This is a genomic window from Allobosea caraganae, from assembly GCF_003351345.1.
GTDB classification, from domain to species: Bacteria; Pseudomonadota; Alphaproteobacteria; order Rhizobiales; family Beijerinckiaceae; genus Allobosea; species Allobosea caraganae.
In genome coordinates this window covers 23142-40883 of record NZ_QQTO01000028.1, presented here as the reverse complement: position 1 = coordinate 40883, position 17742 = coordinate 23142, and the positions used below count along the sequence as shown (strand labels likewise).

The window sequence follows — 17742 nt, the reverse complement described above, 5'->3', positions numbered from 1 at the left end:
GGGTTGAAGGAGGGGATCAGCCGGCGGCCGCCAGCGCGTGCTGGTAGGCGCCACAGGATTCGCGAATGACGAGATCGGCCGGGCCGATATGGGTCGTAGCCGGGGAAGCAGGGTTGGTGATGCGTTCGAGCAGCATCGCCGCGGCACGCTCGCCCAAGCCACCGGCATCGACGGCAATCGTAGTCAGCGCCGGCGAGACGTGCCGGGCCTCGCTGGTGTCGTCGAAGCCGACGATGGCGATGTCGCGCCCGACCACCAGCCCGCGCTTGGCCGCGGCCAGCATGGCGCCGATCGCCACGACGTCATTGTAGCAGACCACCGCAGTCGGGCGGTCGGGCAGAGCCAGCGCCGAGCCCATCGCGGTGAAGCCGCCATCGCGCGTCGGCATGCTTTCGATGTTGAGACCCGGATCGATCGCTTGGCCCGCCCCGGCCATCGCCTCGGCGCATCCCTGGAAACGATCCTGCCGGACCACCATGGAATGCATGCCGCCGAGATAGGCGATGCGCTTATGGCCGAGATTGAGCAGATGGCGCGTCACCCGCGCTGCGCCGGCGACATTGTCGGGGATCACCACGCTCGCCGCCACGCCCGGCAGCCGGCGGATCGCCACCAATAGCGCTGTGTCGAGACCGCCAGCCCAGGCGATGTCCTCCGGCTTGGTGTCCAGCGCCGGGCACAGGATGATGCCGCCAGCCCCGTGCTCGCGCATCATCCGCATCACCTGCGTCTGGCGCACGACGCTCTCGGACGTATTCGCCATGAAGGCGACATAGCCGGCCATCTGCAGCACGGTTTCGACGCCGATGGCGAATTCGGCGAAGAACGGGTTGGAGAGGTCGTTGAGGACGAGCCCGACGATCTTGGATTGCGTATTGCGCAGGTTGGCGGCGCCGCGATTATAGACGTAGCCGAGCGCGTCCATCGCCTGCCGGATGCGCTCGCGGGTCTCGGGCTTGACGCTGCCGCGGCCGGTCAGGACGAGCGACACCGTCGATTTCGAGACGCCGGCAGCGTCCGCGATCTCGACGATCGTCACCTTGTCCCTGACCTCGCGCCGCTGCGGCATCGTTCCATCCCAAGGCGCCATGCGGCACCGTTCTTGATTTGGAACGTTCCATATCAGAGCCAGATCGAGATGGCAACATGCCCCTTTCAATCAAGAGTTCGATGAATTATAGGCATAAAACATCAAGAATAAAATGGAACGTTCCATTAAATTGGAGGAAGCGATGGCCCAGATCACCCTGCCCCAGGCCGCCGGCGGGACCGAGCGCTATACCCTGGCGCCGCCCTCGCGCTTCGCCCCGACCCATGCGCCCTCGCCGATCCGGACCGTCTACGCTGCCGCGCATGTCGTCGCCGATCCCCGCGCCCTGAACGAGCCGTGGCGAGTTCCGGCCGTCGATTGGGACGCGACGCTCGCCTTCCGCCGCCATCTCTGGGGCCTCGGCTTCAAGGTCGCCGAGGCGATGGACACCTCGCAGCGCGGCATGGGGCTCGACTGGAGCAACGCCGCCGAGCTGATCGCCCGCGTGCTCGCCGAGGCGAAGACGGTCGAGGGCGCCGACCTCGCCTGCGGCGCCGGCACCGACCAGCTCGACCCGAATGCGATCGGAACGCTCGACGACGTGATCCGCGCCTATGAGGAGCAGATCGCCCATGTCGAGACGCACGGCGGCAAGATCATCCTGATGGCCAGCCGCGCGCTCTGCCGCGTAGCGAAGGGGCCGGACGACTATCTCGCGGTCTATAGCCGCCTGATCCGGCAATGCCGCGGCAAGGTCATCCTGCACTGGCTCGGCGAGATGTTCGATCCGGCGCTCGCCGGCTACTGGGGCAGCCGCGAGTTCCAGCCGGCCATGGCGGCCGTGCTGACGCTGATCCGGGACAACGCCGCCAAGATCGACGGCATCAAGATCTCGCTGCTCGATGCCGGCAAGGAGATCGAGATGCGCCGGAAGCTGCCTGATGGGATCGTGATGTATTCGGGCGACGACTTCAACTATGCCGAGCTGATCGCCGGCGACGAGCACGGCTTCTCGCACGGGCTGCTCGGCATCTTCGACCCGATCGCACCCGCCGCAGCCGCGGCCTTCGCGCGTCTCGAAGCCGGCGACAAGCAGGGCTTCCACGCCATCCTCGATCCGACTGTCGCCCTGTCGCGCCGGCTCTTCGAGGCGCCGACGCAGTACTACAAGAGCGGCGTCGTCCTCCTGGCCTGGCTCAATGGCTTCCAGGACCATTTTCGCATGATCGGCGGCGCGGAATCGGCGCGCGGCATCCTGCACTATGCCGACCTCTTCCGCCTCGCCGACAGGGCCGGGCTGTTCACCGACCCTGAGCGCGCGGCGCGGCGCATGGGCCATCTCTGCGCCTTAAACGGCATCGCCTGACCGGCACGGAAGACAAACACCATGCACGCTCCGCTCAACGAGACCGCGATCTACGAGCAGATCCGCGACACCTCCAGACGCTTCGCCAATGACGTGATCCGGCCCGCCGCCAACGAGCTCGACCGCAGCGAAAGCTTCCCGGCCGAGATCTACCGGCAAATGGGCCAGCTCGGCCTGTTCGGAATCACCGTCCCCGCCGAGCATGGCGGCGCCGGGCTCGACACCTACGCCTACGCCATCGTCATGGAGGAGTTGTCGCGCGGCTACGCCTCGGTCGCCGACCAGTGCGGCCTCGTCGAGCTGATCGGCACCCTGCTGACGCGCTACGGCACGAAGGAGCAGCTCGCCCGGCATCTGCCGGATATCCTGACCGGGAAGACCCGCGTCGCCTATTGCCTGACCGAGGCCGAGGCCGGCTCCGACCTCTCCAACGTCCGCACCACCGCGCGTGAGACGGCGGACGGCTACGTCATCGATGGCGGCAAGCTCTGGATCCACAACGCTCCCGTCGCCGATCTCGGCTTCGTCTTGGCCTCGACCGACCCGGCCGCCGGCCATCGCGGCATGAGCATCTTCATCGTCGACCTCCACGCGCCCGGCGTCTCGCGCGGCGCGAAGGAGCACAAGATGGGCCAGCGCGCCAGCCAGGTCGGCGGGCTGAGCTTCGATGGCGTCACGGTACCGCGCGATGCCCTGCTCGGGCCGAAGGGACGCGGCTTCCACATCATGATGAGCGTGCTCGAGAAGGGCCGCGTCGGCATCGGCTCGCTCGCCGTCGGCATCGCCCAGGCCGGGCTCGAAGCCGCTCTCGGCTATGCCCGCGAGCGCCGGCAATTCGGCAAGCCGATCCTGGAGAACCAGGGCCTGCAATGGATGCTCGCCGACATGGCCAAGGACATCGCCGCCGCCCGCGCGCTGGTCGAGCGAGCCGCCCTGCTCCTCGACCATGATCTGCCCGCGACCTCGGCCTCCTCGATCGCGAAATGCTTCGCCAGCGACATGGCGGTGGCGCAGACGGCCAATGCCGTGCAGATTTTCGGCGGTTCCGGCTACATCCAGGGTTTTGAGGTCGAGCGGCTCTACCGCGACGCCAAGATCACCCAGATCTACGAAGGCACCAACCAGATCCAGCGCACGATCATCGCACGCGAGCTGATCAAGAACGGGGCATGAGGCGGCGCCTCCAGCCATTCTCGGACATGCAGGAGACCACCATGGCCAACGGCACGCTTTCAGCCGAAGAACCGCTCTTCCAGCGCATCCGCACCGAACTCTTCAGCGCCGTGCTCGGCGACGTGATGGACGCGATCGGCCTAACCCGCCAGTTCCTGCCGCCGGAGATCCGCGCGCTGGTGCCGGAGATGGTCGTCGCCGGCCGGGCCATGACCGTCCAGGAGGCCGATTGCGCCGTCGATGCCGGCGTGAGCAGCGGGGCGAAGCCCTTCGGCCTGATGTTCGAGGCGCTCGACAGCCTGAAGCCCGGCGAGATCTACATCTGCACCGGCTCGTCGCCGACCTATGCGCTCTGGGGCGGGCTGATGAGCACCCGCGCCCGCACGCTCGGAGCCACCGCCGCCGTGCTCGACGGCTATCACCGCGACACGCGCGAAATCCTGCAGCTCGGCTTCCCCGTCTTCTCCGCCGGCAGCTATGCGCAGGACCAGCGGGTGCGCGGCCGGGTGATCGACTTCCGCTGCCCGATCCAGTTCCGCAACGGCTGCCGCGTCGAGACCGGAGACCTGATCGTCGGCGATGTCGACGGCGTCGTGGTCGTTCCCGCCGCGCGCGAGCAGGAGGTGCTGGCGGCGGCCTTCGCCAAGGTCCGCGGCGAGAGCGAGGTCAGGGACATGATCCTGGCAGGGGAATCGACGACCGCGATCTTCGCCAAGACCGGGATCATGTAGAGCCCGGGCGCCAAGAGCCTGCTGTGATCTGTCAGAATCAAGCGCCGTCATCCCGGACGGAGCGCAGCGGAGCTCCGGGATGACGCGGTGAGGTTCCCACTTCAGCTTGGGACGTATCAGAGCAGAACCGGCGCCGGTCGTACCTTGCGGCCGTTCTCTCCAGCAAGCCCCGCAAAGGCTGAAGCCGCCACGCCGAGCAGGCCGGCGGAATTGCCGAGCTCGGCGATGCGGACCTGCGCGCGCGCCGCCAGGAAGGGCCAGGTATAGGCCGGCAGATGCGTGCGCACCCGCTCGGCCAGGAACTCGCCCGCGCCGGAGACGCCGCCGCCGAGGATGGCGGCATCGAGGCCGAGCGCGTTGATCAGCGTACCAGCCGCCTGCGCGATCGAGCGGCTGGCGGCGTCGATCGCCCGGATCGCCGCGAGGTCGCCGGCCTCCGCCCGTTCGAACAAGGCGCGGCTCGATACGACGCCGCCGCCCGCCTGGCCGGCATAGGCGCGCAGGATGCCTGTCGCCGAAGCGGCCGCCTCCAGGCTGACGGGCGCACCCTGCGCATCGCTGCCGACGATGATGGCGCCGAGCTCCGGCGGCTCGCCGCGCGCGCCGGTCACCGGCTTGCCGTCGAGCACCACGGCGCCACCGACGCCGGTCCCCATCGTCATCAGCACGAAGCGCGGGAAGGTGCGCCCCGCACCGAAATGCTGCTCGCCCATGGCGGCGGCAACGCCGTCATTCTCGAACCAGACCGGCCGGCCCAGGCGCTGCTCCAGGGCTTTCGAGACCGAGCCATCGCGCAGGGCCGGCACGTTGTTGCCGCCATCGACGACGAGGCCGCTCTCGCGCAGCGCATAGCCCGGCATCGCCACGCCGATCGCGTCGGCCGGCCCGGCCGCGGCCGTCACGCTCTCGTAGAGTCCGGCGAGCTGGTCGATCACGCCTGCGAAGGGCAGGTGCCGTTCGAAGGGCTTCTCGCCGCGAGCCAGAATGACGCCGCCCTCGCCGATGAGGCCGTATTTGATGGCGGTGCCGCCAATGTCGATTGCGAAGACGTGTCTCATGTCAGTCGGTCGATCTTGATGCCGAGGAGTTTGGAGAGGCCCGGGAACCGCATCAGATGCGGCGGGATTCCGCGCCGCGCGGCCATGGCCTGGGCCAGCCGCTGCACCGGAATGATGGCGGCAATAGTGTCGTGCGGCGCCGAAAGCGCGGGCGTCCTGACCCAGTCATGCGGCGTCGGCACGGAGGTCAGGTTGAGGATCAGGGTGCGCACGCCGAGCCCCGCCATCACCCCGGCGGCATGAGCGGCGAGCGCCCGCTCGGCCTCGTCGGCCGCGATCATGACGCACAGGCTCTTCGCCGTCAGGCCGTGGAAGCGACCGTGCATCGCCTCCTCCGTCGGGAAGGCGGCGGCGGGCACGCCGGTCATCTCGGCGATCTTGAGCGAGGCTTCCAGCGCCGTGCCGTGATGCCGGCCCTCGCCGGTGAAGAGCAGGCCGTCGGCCTCGTCGAGCTCGGCAGCGAGCGCGAAGGCGGGCGGCGTCGTCTTGGCGATCACAGCCGCGAGCAGGTCCTCGTCGATCTCCGCCGCCCCGGCCTTGCCGCCGAACGCGGCGGCAAGCTCGAACAGGCCGGCGAGCGAGGCGGTGTAGCCCTTGGTCTTCGGGCCGACCGGCTCCGGTCCAACCGGCAGCACGAGCTTGCTCGCGGCCACCTGGCCAATCGGGCTGTGCGCTTCCGCAGTGATCGTCAGGCAGCGCCAGCCACTTTCCTGCGCCTGTCGCACGGCCGCGACGGTGGTCTCGCTCGTGCCGGTCTGCGACAGCGCGATCACCAGCGCATCGCGGCCGAGTGCCGGCTCGCGTGAGAGGAAGGCGACCGGGTTGAGCACCTCGACGAAGGCTCCGCCGGCCTCGAAGCCGGGCTTGGCGACGAGCAGCGCATTGAGCGAGGTGCCGGACCCGACCAGGACGAGATGCTTGGCCGGGCGCAGGTCGAGCCCGCCCAACTGTTCGCGCACCGACGAGATCGTCGCGGGCACGGCCTGCGCCTGCGCGCGGATGAAACCGTCGATGATGCTCTCGTCGACGGGCGCCCTTGCCAAGGCATTCGGCTCAATCGCGCTCATCGCTCACCCCTTCACTGCGCCGACGGTCAGGCCGCGGACGAGATGGCGCTGGAAGAACAGCATGAAGAGCAGGATCGGCAACATGATGCCGATGGCGCCGGCGGCCGAGAGCGACCAGTAGTTCAGGTCCTCGCCGCCATATTCGGCGATTGCCACCGGCAAGGTCTTGGTGCTGCTGCCGGTCAGGATCAGCGCGAACAGGAACTCGTTATAGGCGAGCAGCAGGCTGAACAGCGAAGTCACGACGATGCCGGGCTTGGCCAGCGGCAGGATGACCATGGTGAAGGTCGTCCAGGCGTTGCAGCCGTCGATCGTCGCGGCCTCGTCGAGCTCGCGCGGGATTTCGAGGAAGAAGCTGCGCATCAGCCAGACCGTGAAGGGCTGGTTGATCGCGACCATCGCCGCGATCATCGCCGGGTAGGTGTCGATCAACGCCAGCGAGCGCGCGACGATGAAGAACGGGATCAGCAGCAGGATGTGCGGGAACATCCTTATGATCAGCAGCCCCATCAGGAAGGATCGGCTCGCCCGGCTCTCCAGCCGCGACAGCGCGTAGCCGGCTAGCGTGCCGATCGGCACCGAGATGAACACCGTGCCGAGCGCGATGATGGCGCTGTTGAGGAAGAACTCGGTGAAGCGGCGCTCGGCCCAGATCTCGCGGTGGAAGCGGAAGGTCGGCTCGAACAGCAGTTGCGGCGGGATCGAGAAGGCGTCGGCCGGCTGCTTCAGCGAGATCATCACCGCCCAGATGATCGGCGTCAGGCTGAACAGCGCAAACAGCGACAGCAGGAAGACGGTGAGCGGCTGCGACAGGCGCGCCATCAGAACGCCCCCTTCTCGCGCCGGTACATCAGCGAGATGATCATCAGCGTCAGCCCGGTGACGATCAGCATGGTCAGCACGCCGAGCGTCGAGGCCCGGCCGAGGTCGAGCTGCTTGAAGGCCATGGCGTAGGTGTACATGGTCAGCGTCTCCGTGGCGGTGCCCGGGCCGCCGCCGGTGAGCACGTAGATGCTGTCGAAGGTGCGGAAGGAATCCATCAGCCGGATCGCCAGCACGAACAGGATCTGCGGCCTGAGCGCCGGCAGGATGATGTGCCAGACCAGCCGGGCGCCCGAGGCGCCGTCGATCCGCCCGGCCTCCAGCAGCGACTCGTCGATGCCCTGCAGGCCGGCATAGAGGATCAGCATGACGAAGGGCGTGAACTGCCAGACATCGGCGGTGATGATCGTGACGAAGGCCCAGATCGGCGAGCCCAGCCAGTCCGGCGGGAAGACGTCGAAGGAGGCGATGACGGCATCGGCCAGCCCCCAGCGCGCCGCGAAGATCCAGCGCAGGAACAGCGCCGCGACCACCGGCGTGATCAGGTAGGGCACGAAGATCAGCGTCGAGAAGATCCGCGCCCCGCGCGTCAGCTTGTAGAGCCCGAGCGCCAGCAAAAGTCCCAGGACGAACTCGATCGCGAGCGAGCAGGCGACGAGGATCACCGTGGTGCGCAGGGACGCCCAGACGCGGCCCTGGCCGAGCAGCGCGATATAGTTCTCCAGTCCGACGAACTGCGCCTGCGGCTGGCCGACATGGTAGTCGAAGAAGCTCAGCCAGACCGCATAGGCGACCGGGTAGAGCTGCACGCCGAGCACGACCAGCGCGCTCGGCAGCACGAACAGCCATAGGGACCGTTCCCGTGGATAGGCCCGGGAGGATGTCGACGACGTTGCCATGGCTTTGCCGGGACGGCCTTTCCAAGAGGATGATCAGAGAGCGACTTGCTTGGGTGAGGCCTGGAGGCTCGGCCTCTACTTGTAGACCCCCCGCCGCGTCAGGAACTCCTCCGACTCCTTCGCCGCGACGTCGAGCGCCTCCTTGACCGGCATCTCGCCGGTGACGGCTTGCAGGATGCGCCGGGTCACGGTCTCGCTGACCTCCTTGAACTCGGCGAATTTCGGGAAGGTCGCGCCCTTCTCCAGCGCCGGCACCAGTACGCTGTAATAGCGGAAGCGCTGGCGCAGCTCCGGATCCTCCAGCACCGAGACGCGCGTCGGGCAGGCCAGGCTGGCGCCCTCGCGCTGGTTCGCCGGCGACAGCGTCGCGGCGAGCAGGCGGAAGAGCGTGTCCTTGTTGCGCGACGAGAACTTGGAGATGGCGAAGCTGTCGGCCACGACGACCTGCCCGCCACGCGGCGGCGGCGCCCAGCTGATCTTGCCGATCACCTTCGACTGGTCCTGCCGGTCCATCGCGGCCGTGCGGGTGAGCCATTGCATGCCCATCGCCGCCGCGCCCTGCTGGAACAGGATGGTCGACTCGTCATTGCCGTTGGCGGTGTAGCCGCGCGGCGCGAAGCGCGTCAGCGACTTCATCGTCTCGATCGCCGTCACGCCCTTGGCGCTGTTGAAGACCGGCTTCTTGTTGGCGTCGAACCAGCCGTCGCCGAGCGCATTGAGGTACCAATGCCCCTCGTTGAGCACGCCGTCGCCCTTCAGCGTCATCACCGTGCCGGCGACGGAGGGCGAGTTCAGCGCGCCGGCCGCGGCGATGTACTCCTCGAACGAGGTCGGCGGCTTCAGCCCCTTGCCCTCGAGCAGGTCCTGCCGGTAGGCGAAGAGCTGCGTGTTGGTCAGCACCGGCAGGCCATAGACCTTGCCGCCGAACGAGGCCGAGCTCATCGCCGTCTTCGCGAAGTCGTCGAGCTTGTACTCGTCCCGGTACTTGGCGATGTACTCGTCGAGCGGCTCGAGCCAGCCGTTCTGCGCGAAGTTGGCGATGGTCAGGTCGTTGCCGAGCATGATGTCGATCGAGTCGGCGCCCGATGACAGCGTGATCGTCTGCAGCTCCTTGAGCGGCGCGTTCGGCATCAGGTCGGCCGTGACCTTCACGTTGGGCAGCGCCGCCTGCAGCTTCTTCACGTAGAACTCCAGCGCCGGATAGCGCTCGCCGACGAAGCGGACATTCACCTCCTGCGCCCGCGCGCCAAAGCCATAACTCGTAACCGCGGCGGCTCCGCCTGCCGCCAGAATCGCCCGCCGCGACGGGCCCGTCTTCGCTTCCAGATGCTGCGCCATGATCTCATCCCCTCCTGAGATACCGGTTGAATTTTGCCTTCCCGAATTATTCCATTAAAGTGATTTAATCGGATGGATTCGCGCTTGGCAAGTTCCGTTAGGGAAAAACCGGACCTGATTTTGCCGCGAGCCCATGCTTAAGGCTTTGAATTGGTGTGAATTCCTTCGTTCGTATGATTTCGGCAGGGCAAAAGCGGGCTAGAGGCGAAGGCTAGGAGAAGGGCGAGATGAAGCTGCTCGGCGCCAACATGGACCACGCGAAGCGGTTCAACCGGCGGGTCGTGCTGGAGACGATTCGCCTGCAGGCGCCGCTCTCCCGCGCCGAGATCACCCGCGCCACCGGCCTGGCCCCGCAGACCATCTCCAACATCATCGCCGAGCTGAGCGAGGCCGGGCTGGTGCGCAGCGTCAACCGCCGCAGCGGCGCGCGCGGCCAGCCGGCCGTCGAGCTCGACATCAACCCCGATGGCGGCTTCACCTTCGGCGTCTCCTTCAGCCATGGCGTGCTGCTGGTCATCCTGACCGACGTCGCGGGCGGCGTGCGCGACCGCGTCGAGATCGACCTGCCGTCGCTCGCGCCGGACGCCGTGCTCGACCGGATCGCCCGCACCGTCGCGGAGATGCTGACCCGCCAGAACGTGGCGCGCAGCCGCGTCTGGGGCGTCGGCCTCGTCATCCCCGCCATCTTCCAGGACGACCATCTCGTTGCGCTCGGCGAGACCGCGCTGCCCGGCTGGAAGGACCTGCCCCTGCGCCAGTCGCTGCAGAACAAGCTGGAACTGCCGGTCCTGATCGAGAACGACGCCACCGCCGCGGCGATCGGCGAGCGGCTCTACGGCGCCGGCAAGTCGCTGACCGACTTCGCCTATATCTATGTCGGCGCCGGCATCGGCGGCGGCCTCTTCCTGCGCGGCCAGCCCTATCGCGGCGGCTACGGCAAGTCGGGCGAGATCGGCCATCTCGTCACCGATACCGGCGGCCGGCCCTGCACCTGCGGCAATCGCGGCTGCCTCGAGCGCTATGCCTCGGTCTCGCTGGCCCTGAAGGCGCTCGACGAGAGCCATGAGGACGTCATCCGCCATGACGATCTCGACCGCATCGCCGCCGCCCTCGCGAGCGCCGACCCGCGCCTCCTGACTTGGCTCGACGAAGCGGCTGCGAGCCTGCGCCAGGCCATCGTCATGATCGAGAACATGCTCGACCCGCAGGCGGTCGTGCTTGGCGGCGTGCTGCCCCAGCCCGTGCTCACGGCGCTGATCGCGCGCATCCTGCCGCTGCCGCGCAGCGTCAGCTCAAACAACGAGGATACGCCGCGCATCATCGCCGCCGAAATGGGCCCGGACACGCCGGCGCTCGGCGCCGCGACCCTGCCGGTCTTCGACGGCATGTCGCCCGAGCTGTCGCTGCTGTTCAAGCAGGACGTCGTCGAGCGGATCTGAGCCTCAGGGCGCAACCTCTTCCATCTGCGCGGTCTCTTCCATTTGCGCGGTCTCCTGCACGATCCACTGCTCGAAGGCCTTGATCAGCGGCGAATCCTGCCGCGAGCGCGGATAGGCGAGGTAGTAGGCGTTCTTCGTCTGCACCCTGAGCGGAAGCGGCGCCACCAGCCGGCCGGTGCGCAGGTCGTCCTCGACGAAGGCGCGCTGCGCCATGACGATGCCGAGCTCGTCGATCGCGGCCTGATAGGCCAGCGCCGAGTTCTCGAATTTCAGCCCGCTATTGCCGTCGATCGTCTTGACCTGCGCCGTGCCGAGCCAATCAGGCCAGTCCTCGCCGCGATGCATCGAGCAGAGCAGCACGAAGCGGGCGAGGTCGGCCGGCTCCTGCGGCGGCGGCGCCGATTTGAACAGGCCGGGGCTGCACACCGGCATCAGGATCTCGCCGAACAGCTTGCGGCAGAGCGCGCCCGGGATCGGCGCCGCGCCGGAATGGATGCAAAGGTCGACATCGTCGCGGTCGAACTCGACCTGCTGGTGCGAGGTGGTGATCTGCACGTCGATATGCCGGTTGAGCGCATGGAACCGCGCCAGCCGCGGCACGAACCAGCGGATCGCGAAGGTCGGCGGCAGCTTGATCCGCAAGGTGTTGTCGATCGAACGGGCGCGCAGCCGCTGCGTCTGCGCCTCGATCTGGTCGAAGGCCGAGCGCAGCGTCGCCGCATAGGCCGCCCCTTGCGGCGTCGTCTCGATGCCGCGGCGCAGGCGCAAGCACAAGCGCACCCCGAGCCAGCTTTCGAGTTGCGTGACATGCCGGCTGACCGCGCCCTGCGTCACCGAGAGCTCCTGCGCGGCGCGCGTCAGGCTGCCATTGCGGGCGGTGGCCTCAAAAGCCCTGAGCGCGTTCAAAGGTGGAAGGCGGCGCGACATGCTCTGAGTTTTCCTGAGGTATGGCTGCGTAAATTGTGCCTTTGCGGCACCCTTGCCTGAGATTAGGCTAACTCAAAATCAGGGCGCAAATGCATATCGTCATTGTGCGTTGCGGCATGAGCTCAAAAGAACAGAAGGCGCGCCAAAGCGCCTGATCGGGAGGAAAAGTCATGCCACGGCTGCCGTGGACCGCGGACGCTCGTCTGCGCGCCTCATCACAGTGCTTTTTTGCCCTGCGGCCTCGCCATGGCCGTTGAGCCTTCGACCGCCTTCGACAAGATCTGGAACGCCCATCTCGTCGCCCGGCTCGACGATGGCCGCGACCTCGTCTTCGTCGACCGGCACGTCCTCCAGGAAACCACCAGCGCCGTCGCCTTCGCCGGGCTGAAGCGCTCGGGCCGCAATGTCCGCCATCCCGAACTGACCATCGCGACGCAGGACCATATCGTCTCCACCGACCCCGGCCGCGACGAGGACAGCTATCCCGGCGGCCGCGAGTTGCTGACGCTGATGCGCTCGAACGCCTATGCCAGCCGGATCAAGCATTTCGGCGTCGACGACCCGCGCCAGGGCATCGTCCACGTCATCGCGCCCGAGCTCGGCTTCGCCCTGCCCGGCAGCATCCTCGCCTGCGGCGACAGCCACACCTCGACCGTCGGCGGCCTCGGCGCCCTCGGCATGGGCGTCGGCACCAGCGAGGTCGAGCACGTGCTGGCGACGCAGACGCTGGCTCTGACGCGGCCGCGCAACATGCGCGTGCGCTTCGAGGGCAAGGTCGGCACCGGCATCGCCGCCAAGGACCTGATCCTGCGGGCCATGGGCGAGCTCGGCGTCGCCGGCGGCCGCGGCTGCGCCGTCGAATATGCCGGCCCGGCGATCGAGGCGCTGTCGGTCGAGGCACGGCTGACGATCTGCAACATGTCGATCGAACTCGGCGCGCGGCTAGGCCTGATCGCACCGGACGAGAAGACCTTCGCCTATGTGAAGGGCCGCGAATTCGCGCCCACCGGCGAGGCCTATGACCGCGCCGTCGAGACCTGGCGCAGGCTGCGCAGCGACGAGAACGCCGTCTTCGAGCGCAACATCCTGATCGATTGCAGCCGGATCGCTCCGCAGGTGACCTGGGGCACGACGCCCGAGCATGTCGCCGGCATCGAGGATCGCGTGCCCGATCCGGCTGGTTTCTCCGACGCCCGGCGCCGCGACGGCATCGCCCAGGCGATCAACTACATGGGCCTGGAGCCCGGCATGCCGCTCGCCGGCATCCCGATCGACGTCGCCTTCATCGGCTCCTGCACCAATTCGCGCATCTCCGATCTCGAAGCCGCCGCGCAGGTGGTCAAGGGCCGCAGGATCGCGCCGAACGTCCGCGGCCTCGTCGTGCCCGGTTCGATGTCGGTGAAGCGCGAGGCCGAGGCGCGCGGCCTGCACGAGATCTTCCGCGCCGCCGGCTTCGAATGGCGCGAGGCGGGCTGCTCGATGTGCGTCAGCATCAACGAGGATGTCGTCGCGCCCGGCTCGCGCTGCATCGCGACCTCCAACCGCAATTTCGAGAACCGCCAGGGCCCGCGCAGCCGCACCCATCTGGCGAGCCCGGTGATGGTCGCGGCAGCCGCACTCGCCGGCCACATCACCGACGTCAGGCAGGAGCGGCAGGGATGACGAAGCCGGTTCGCGATATCGCAGGCGTCATGGCGGTGATGCCCATCGCCAACGTCAACACCGATGCGATCATCCCCTCGGTCTGGCTGCGCACCGCGACGGCCGACATGGGCAAGGGCCTGTTCGGCGGCCAGCGCTACGACGAGCAGGGCAACGAGAAGCCGGATTTCGTGCTGAACCGCCCGCCCTTCCGCGAGGCGAAGATCCTGCTTGCCGACGAGAATTTCGGCTGCGGCAGCTCGCGCGAGGCCGCCGTCTGGGCCTTGGTGCAATTCGGCATCGGCTGCGTGCTGGCGCCGAGCTTCGCCGACATCTTCTACGAGAACGCCTTCAGGAATGGGCTGGTCGCCGGGCTGATCGAGCCCGCGACCTATCAAGCGTTGAAGGCCGCCGCCGAGGCGCATGAGGGCAGTGCCGAGTTCCGCATCGACCTGCCGAGCGCGAGCGTGATCACCCCCGGCGGCGAGCTGCACCCCTTCCGCATCCCCGCCTCCCGCGCCCAGGCGTTGATGCGCGGCGATGACGAGATCGCCATGACCCTGCAACACCAGCCTGCGATCGAGGCCCACTACGCCGCCGCGAAGGCCGAGAGCGACTGGCTCTTTCCCGCAACGCTGCAGCGGACGCAAAGCCCATGACCCGCAAGCGCATCCGCGGCGTCTTCGCGCGCAAGACCCTTATACCCATGCAGAACGGCTCGGCGGTTCGCGCTACATTGGATCAGGCTGTCGATCTCGCGCGCTGGCGCGCGATCGGGACGGCGCAGCGCCCGGCTTGATGGCGAAGACGGCCGCCGACCGGCGGACGAGAACGAAGATGATCCGCGAAAAGAGCGGACCCTGGGAGGAGACGAAGACAATGACAGCCACGCTGAACCGCATGAAATCGCTCATCGGCCTCGCCGCGCTCGGCCTCGCGCTCGCCGGCCCCGCCAAAGCCGAGGAGATCGTCGTCAGCAATTACGGCGTCTCCGCCAACGGCATGCCCTACGCGATCGCCCTCGAGAAGGGCTTCTTCAAGGCGGAGGGCGCCAACGTCACCGGCATCCTGACCTCGGCCGGCGGCGGCACGACGCTGCGCAACATGCTCGCCGGCAACGCACCCTATGCCGAGGTCAATCCGAACGCCGTGATCGCCGCCGTCCAGCAGGGCGCCGACATCAAGATCATCGCCGACACGGTCTCGACCGTCGCCGAGTTCGTCTGGGCGGTGAAGCCGGATTCGCCGATCAAGTCGGTCAAGGACCTGAAGGGCAAGAAGTTCGGCTACACCAACCCGCGCTCGACCAGCCAGGCCCTGGCGACGCTGGTGCTGCAATCCGGCGGGCTCAAGACCGAGGATGTCGAGCTGGTCAAGACTGGCGGCTTCGGCGAGGGCGTCGCGGCGCTCGATATCGGCCTGGTCGACATCACCCCGATCCCCGAGCCGCTCTGGTCGAAGTACAAGGACAAGTACCGCGCCATCGCCAAGGCCTCGGAGATGCTGCCGCCCATCGCCAACGTGCTCGGCGTCGCGGCAGGCGCCGGTGCCGCCGGCAAGGACGAGTTCATCAAGGCCGTGCTGCGCGCCCGCCGCAAGGCCGTCGCCTTCATGGCCTCCAACCCGGATGAATCCGGCGACATCATCGCCAAGGTCTACAGCATCGAGCCCGAAATCGCCCGCGCCGCGGTCAAGAACCTGATCGGCAGCAAGACCGACGGCATCGAGTACTGGGGCGCCGGCCAGATCCACATGGGCGGGCTCCAGAAGGCCGTCGACGTGCAGAAGATGGTCGGCGCCATCACGGGCGATGTCGACCTCTCGAAGATGATCGACACCCGCTACCTGCCAGACGACCTGAAGGCGCTGAAGTGAACGTGACCCAGACAGCGCAAACCTTGCTGAGCAATCAAGTATCCCTGCGCAAAGTCGACAAGGTGTTCAGCCCGCCGGGAAAGCCGGCTGACGCCGTCCACGCGCTCGGACCGATCGACCTCGAACTGCACCACGGCGAGTTCTTCGCCGTGGTCGGCCCGTCCGGCTGCGGCAAGTCGACCTTGCTGGAGTTGATCGCCGGGCTCTCGACAGCGACGAGCGGCGAGGTCGCCTTCGAGGGCAAGCCGATCGAGGGCCGCATTCCCGACGGCGTCGGCGTCGTCTTCCAGGAGGACGCCTCCTTCCCCTGGCTGACCGTGAGCGACAACATCGCCTTCGGCCTGAGGCGGATGAAGCTCCCGCCCGGGGAGAAGGCCCGGCGTATCGAGAAGGCACTGGCGATGATGGGGCTCGTGCCCTTCGCCAACAGCTATCCCGCGCAGCTTTCGGGCGGCATGCGCCAGCGCGTCTGCATCGCCCGCACCCTCGTCACCGAGCCGCGGTTGATCCTGCTCGACGAGCCCTTCGGCGCGCTCGACCAGCAGACCCGCCTGCTGATGGGCGACGAGGTGCTGAACCTCTGGCGCAAGACCGGCGCCACCGTCTTCCTGATCACCCATGCGCTCGACGAGGCCGCCATGCTGGCCGACCGCATCGGCGTGATGTCCGCGCGTCCCGGCCGCCTCATCGACATCGTCGAGACCGGCTGGTCGCGCGACCGCGACAGCCGCATCGTCCAGGAGGAGCAGTTCGGCGCGATCACCGCCCGGCTCTGGCGCTCGCTGCGCCAGGAATCGATGAAGGCGATCGGCAAAATCGAGGCGGCGACGTGAAGAGCCCCGTCCTCTGGCGCATCGTGATCCTGGCCGGCCTGGTCATCCTGCTCGAGGTGCTCTGCGTCGCCGGCGTGATCGACAAGCTGACCATGCAGCCGCCGCATCGCATCCTGACCGACCTCTTCGCCATGCTTGCGACCGGCGCGCTGAACAAGGCCATCGCCAAGACGCTCGGCAACGCGCTCATCGCCTTCATCATCGCCATGGTCGTCGGCGTGACCAGCGCGATCGTCATCCACCGCCTGCGCCGGGTGCGCGACACGCTGGAGCCGCTCTTCGCGACCTACTACGCCATCCCGGTCTTCGCCTTCTATCCGATGCTGATCGTCCTGCTCGGCCTCGGCGATGCGCCGCAAATCTTCATCGGCGCGATGCTGGGCGTCGTCGCCGTGATCGTGAACACGCTGAACGGGCTCGACCGCGTGCCGGGCGTCCTGCTCAAGACCGCCAGGATCAACCAGATGAGCCCGGTCGATACGGCTTTGCGCGTCACCCTGCCCTGCGCCTCGCCCTATATCCTGACCGGCGCCAAGCTTGCCGTCGCCTATTCGCTGATCGGCATCATCGGCGCCGAGTTCATCATGTCGAGCGGCGGCATGGGCTACGAGATCAGCTTCGCCTACAACAATTTCGACAACGCCACGATGTACCCGCTGATCCTGCTGATCCTGCTGGTCTCGATCAGCATCAACATGATGATCGCGCGCTGGGAGAAGGTGCTGATGGCGCGGAGGGGCCTGCGATGAACCCGCAAACCGGCCAACTCCTGCGCAACACGCTGACGCTGATCGTGGTCGTCCTGGTCGCCTGGCAGGCGCTCTACTGGGTCGTCGGCGACGTTGCGCTGCGCTCCCCGCTCCAGACGCTCGCCTTCGCCGCCAAGTTCACCTCGACACCGCAATTCGCGGCGCATCTCGCCGAGACCAGCAAGGCTTTCGGCCTCGCCCTGCTGCTGGCGGTCGTGATCGGCCTGAGCATCGGCTTCACGCTCGGCGCCAGCCGCTTCCTCAGCGACGTGTTCGAGCCGATGCTGGTCGCGCTCTACTCGATCCCGAAGATCACGCTCTACCCGATCCTGCTGCTCGCCTTCGGCCTCGGCATGTCCTCGAAGGTCGCCTTCGGCACGATCCACGGCGTCATCCCGATCGCGCTCTTCACCATTACGGCGGTGCGCAACGTCAAGCGCGTCTACATTAAGACCGGCCACGTCATGGGCCTCACGCCCCTCGACATGATCGCGCGCATCATCGTCCCGGCCGCCCTGCCCGAAATCTTCGCCGGCCTGCGCATCGGCTTCTCGCTGACGCTGATCGGCACGCTCTTGGGTGAGATGTTCGCCTCGCAGCGCGGGCTCGGCTTCCTGCTGATGAGCGCGATCGGCCTGCACAATGTCGACCTGATCATGACGCTGACCCTGCTCCTGACCGTCTTCGCCGGCACGGCCAGCGTCGTGCTGCTCGCCCTGAACCAGCGGCTCTACGCCCGCTCCTGACCGGATCGGCCGGGGCTGCCCGGCTGAAATCCTCGTCGAAGGCCCTAA

Annotated in this window: 18 protein-coding genes; 11 read left to right on the top strand and 7 right to left on the bottom strand. The window is 67.6% G+C overall.

What is annotated here, in order from left to right; all coding sequences use genetic code 11:
• Positions 1-16: 16 nt before the first annotated feature.
• Positions 17-1069: a LacI family DNA-binding transcriptional regulator gene (locus tag DWF00_RS20425; RefSeq protein ID WP_114832410.1), complete on the bottom strand. Its 1053-nt coding sequence runs from the start codon at positions 1067-1069 to the stop codon at positions 17-19.
• A gap of 163 nt (positions 1070-1232) precedes the next feature.
• Between DWF00_RS20425 and DWF00_RS20420 the strand changes: the two genes are divergently transcribed.
• From DWF00_RS20420 to DWF00_RS20410, 3 genes are read left to right on the top strand one after another with little or no spacing between them, the layout of a single operon-like run.
• Positions 1233-2396 (top strand): dihydrodipicolinate synthase family protein, encoded by a 1164-nt coding sequence (locus DWF00_RS20420; RefSeq protein WP_114832409.1) that lies wholly within the window; start codon positions 1233-1235, stop codon positions 2394-2396.
• A 21-nt stretch (positions 2397-2417) separates the two neighbouring features.
• Positions 2418-3569, top strand: a complete 1152-nt coding sequence (locus DWF00_RS20415) for an acyl-CoA dehydrogenase family protein (RefSeq protein WP_114832408.1) — start codon at positions 2418-2420, stop codon at positions 3567-3569.
• Positions 3566-4300 carry an RraA family protein gene (locus DWF00_RS20410; RefSeq protein ID WP_245974144.1) on the top strand — a complete coding sequence of 245 codons (735 nt, stop codon included), beginning with the start codon at positions 3566-3568 and terminating at the stop codon, positions 4298-4300. The genes DWF00_RS20415 and DWF00_RS20410 overlap by 4 nt, the downstream gene beginning before the upstream one ends.
• 116 nt (positions 4301-4416) lie before the next feature.
• On the opposite strand, the gene DWF00_RS20405 is transcribed toward DWF00_RS20410, so the two are convergent.
• The 5 genes from DWF00_RS20405 to DWF00_RS20385 all read right to left on the bottom strand — a co-directional run bounded on the left by DWF00_RS20405 (position 4417) and on the right by DWF00_RS20385 (position 9484).
• Positions 4417-5358: an ROK family protein gene (locus tag DWF00_RS20405; protein WP_114832407.1), complete on the bottom strand. Its 942-nt coding sequence runs from the start codon at positions 5356-5358 to the stop codon at positions 4417-4419.
• Complete coding sequence (locus DWF00_RS20400; protein WP_114832406.1) at positions 5355-6425, bottom strand: SIS domain-containing protein; 1071 nt, start codon at positions 6423-6425, stop codon at positions 5355-5357. The genes DWF00_RS20405 and DWF00_RS20400 overlap by 4 nt, the downstream gene beginning before the upstream one ends.
• A 3-nt stretch (positions 6426-6428) precedes the next feature.
• Entirely contained in the window at positions 6429-7247 is an 819-nt protein-coding gene (locus tag DWF00_RS20395) for a carbohydrate ABC transporter permease (RefSeq protein WP_114832405.1), read from the bottom strand.
• Positions 7247-8146: a carbohydrate ABC transporter permease gene (locus DWF00_RS20390; RefSeq protein ID WP_114832404.1), complete on the bottom strand. Its 900-nt coding sequence runs from the start codon at positions 8144-8146 to the stop codon at positions 7247-7249. Before DWF00_RS20390 ends, DWF00_RS20395 begins: the two co-directional genes overlap by 1 nt.
• Before the next feature lie 75 nt (positions 8147-8221).
• A complete protein-coding gene (locus tag DWF00_RS20385; protein ID WP_114832403.1) occupies positions 8222-9484 on the bottom strand; it encodes an extracellular solute-binding protein in 1263 nt (420 codons plus the stop codon).
• 227 nt (positions 9485-9711) lie between these two features.
• On the opposite strand from DWF00_RS20385, the gene DWF00_RS20380 reads away from it, so the two are divergent.
• On the top strand, positions 9712-10923 hold the full coding sequence (locus DWF00_RS20380) for an ROK family transcriptional regulator (RefSeq protein ID WP_114832402.1): 1212 nt from the start codon (positions 9712-9714) through the stop codon (positions 10921-10923).
• Between the two features lie 3 nt (positions 10924-10926).
• Here DWF00_RS20380 and gcvA read toward each other — a convergent pair whose 3' ends face one another.
• Positions 10927-11850, bottom strand: a complete 924-nt coding sequence (gene gcvA, locus DWF00_RS20375) for a transcriptional regulator GcvA (protein WP_114832401.1) — start codon at positions 11848-11850, stop codon at positions 10927-10929.
• A gap of 246 nt (positions 11851-12096) precedes the next feature.
• On the opposite strand from gcvA, the gene leuC reads away from it, so the two are divergent.
• The 7 genes from leuC to DWF00_RS20345 all read left to right on the top strand — a co-directional run bounded on the left by leuC (position 12097) and on the right by DWF00_RS20345 (position 17694).
• Complete coding sequence (leuC, locus tag DWF00_RS20370; RefSeq protein ID WP_114832400.1) at positions 12097-13512, top strand: 3-isopropylmalate dehydratase large subunit; 1416 nt, start codon at positions 12097-12099, stop codon at positions 13510-13512.
• Positions 13509-14150 carry a 3-isopropylmalate dehydratase small subunit gene (gene leuD, locus DWF00_RS20365; RefSeq protein ID WP_114832399.1) on the top strand — a complete coding sequence of 214 codons (642 nt, stop codon included), beginning with the start codon at positions 13509-13511 and terminating at the stop codon, positions 14148-14150. Before leuC ends, leuD begins: the two co-directional genes overlap by 4 nt.
• Entirely contained in the window at positions 14147-14290 is a 144-nt protein-coding gene (locus tag DWF00_RS29550; RefSeq protein WP_181832889.1) for a hypothetical protein, read from the top strand. Before leuD ends, DWF00_RS29550 begins: the two co-directional genes overlap by 4 nt.
• Before the next feature lie 80 nt (positions 14291-14370).
• Positions 14371-15366 (top strand): ABC transporter substrate-binding protein, encoded by a 996-nt coding sequence (locus DWF00_RS20360; protein WP_181832888.1) that lies wholly within the window; start codon positions 14371-14373, stop codon positions 15364-15366.
• A 2-nt stretch (positions 15367-15368) separates the two neighbouring features.
• Positions 15369-16199 (top strand): ABC transporter ATP-binding protein, encoded by an 831-nt coding sequence (locus DWF00_RS20355; protein WP_114832435.1) that lies wholly within the window; start codon positions 15369-15371, stop codon positions 16197-16199.
• Positions 16196-16948: an ABC transporter permease gene (locus DWF00_RS20350; protein WP_210207951.1), complete on the top strand. Its 753-nt coding sequence runs from the start codon at positions 16196-16198 to the stop codon at positions 16946-16948. Before DWF00_RS20355 ends, DWF00_RS20350 begins: the two co-directional genes overlap by 4 nt.
• The gene (locus tag DWF00_RS20345; RefSeq protein ID WP_114832397.1) at positions 16945-17694 is read left to right on the top strand and encodes an ABC transporter permease; all 750 of its coding nucleotides are present in this window, start codon (positions 16945-16947) and stop codon (positions 17692-17694) included. Before DWF00_RS20350 ends, DWF00_RS20345 begins: the two co-directional genes overlap by 4 nt.
• Positions 17695-17742 lie beyond the last annotated feature (48 nt).

Excerpts from the sequence above, each read along its gene's own strand:
- DWF00_RS20425 (WP_114832410.1), bottom strand. The coding sequence starts at position 1,069 with ATGCCGCAGCGGCGCGAGGTCAGGGACAAGGTGACGATCGTCGAGATC.
- leuD (WP_114832399.1), top strand. The coding sequence starts at position 13,509 with ATGACGAAGCCGGTTCGCGATATCGCAGGCGTCATGGCGGTGATGCCC.
- leuC (WP_114832400.1), top strand. The coding sequence starts at position 12,097 with ATGGCCGTTGAGCCTTCGACCGCCTTCGACAAGATCTGGAACGCCCAT.
- DWF00_RS20410 (WP_245974144.1), top strand. The coding sequence starts at position 3,566 with ATGAGGCGGCGCCTCCAGCCATTCTCGGACATGCAGGAGACCACCATG.
- DWF00_RS20390 (WP_114832404.1), bottom strand. The coding sequence starts at position 8,146 with ATGGCAACGTCGTCGACATCCTCCCGGGCCTATCCACGGGAACGGTCC.
- DWF00_RS20360 (WP_181832888.1), top strand. The coding sequence starts at position 14,371 with ATGACAGCCACGCTGAACCGCATGAAATCGCTCATCGGCCTCGCCGCG.
- DWF00_RS20380 (WP_114832402.1), top strand. The coding sequence starts at position 9,712 with ATGAAGCTGCTCGGCGCCAACATGGACCACGCGAAGCGGTTCAACCGG.
- DWF00_RS20395 (WP_114832405.1), bottom strand. The coding sequence starts at position 7,247 with ATGGCGCGCCTGTCGCAGCCGCTCACCGTCTTCCTGCTGTCGCTGTTT.
- DWF00_RS20400 (WP_114832406.1), bottom strand. The coding sequence starts at position 6,425 with ATGAGCGCGATTGAGCCGAATGCCTTGGCAAGGGCGCCCGTCGACGAG.
- DWF00_RS20405 (WP_114832407.1), bottom strand. The coding sequence starts at position 5,358 with ATGAGACACGTCTTCGCAATCGACATTGGCGGCACCGCCATCAAATAC.
- DWF00_RS20345 (WP_114832397.1), top strand. The coding sequence starts at position 16,945 with ATGAACCCGCAAACCGGCCAACTCCTGCGCAACACGCTGACGCTGATC.
- gcvA (WP_114832401.1), bottom strand. The coding sequence starts at position 11,850 with ATGTCGCGCCGCCTTCCACCTTTGAACGCGCTCAGGGCTTTTGAGGCC.
- DWF00_RS20420 (WP_114832409.1), top strand. The coding sequence starts at position 1,233 with ATGGCCCAGATCACCCTGCCCCAGGCCGCCGGCGGGACCGAGCGCTAT.
- DWF00_RS29550 (WP_181832889.1), top strand. The coding sequence starts at position 14,147 with ATGACCCGCAAGCGCATCCGCGGCGTCTTCGCGCGCAAGACCCTTATA.
- DWF00_RS20415 (WP_114832408.1), top strand. The coding sequence starts at position 2,418 with ATGCACGCTCCGCTCAACGAGACCGCGATCTACGAGCAGATCCGCGAC.
- DWF00_RS20385 (WP_114832403.1), bottom strand. The coding sequence starts at position 9,484 with ATGGCGCAGCATCTGGAAGCGAAGACGGGCCCGTCGCGGCGGGCGATT.